This window comes from Citrobacter sp. TBCS-14 (assembly GCF_005280805.1).
Lineage (GTDB): Bacteria > Pseudomonadota > Gammaproteobacteria > Enterobacterales > Enterobacteriaceae > Citrobacter > Citrobacter gillenii.
Window position 1 is genome coordinate 1 of sequence record NZ_SZWM01001124.1, and the last position, 202, is coordinate 202.

Here is a 202-nt window from a genome sequence, read left to right on the forward strand (position 1 = left end):
TTACCGCTGAGTTTTCGAATCAGTAACCCCGCCCGGCTGTATGGCATCGTTTGGGTTAACTCGCCCAGCGTGGGCTTTTTCCAGCGTTTACCGGTGCGTACCCGGTACCCCAGCGCCCGCAGTTTTTTGGCCTGGGCTGGCGTGGCCATTTTTCCGGCCTCCACCTTCCGTGGCTGGCTGCGACGGCTGACACTGACGCGCA

The 202-nt window shown here is 61.4% G+C and carries 1 pseudogene; it reads right to left on the reverse strand.

From position 1 onward, the window contains the following. Nucleotides 1–202, reverse strand: a pseudogene (locus FDX22_RS24370) (hypothetical protein); the annotation flags it as partial.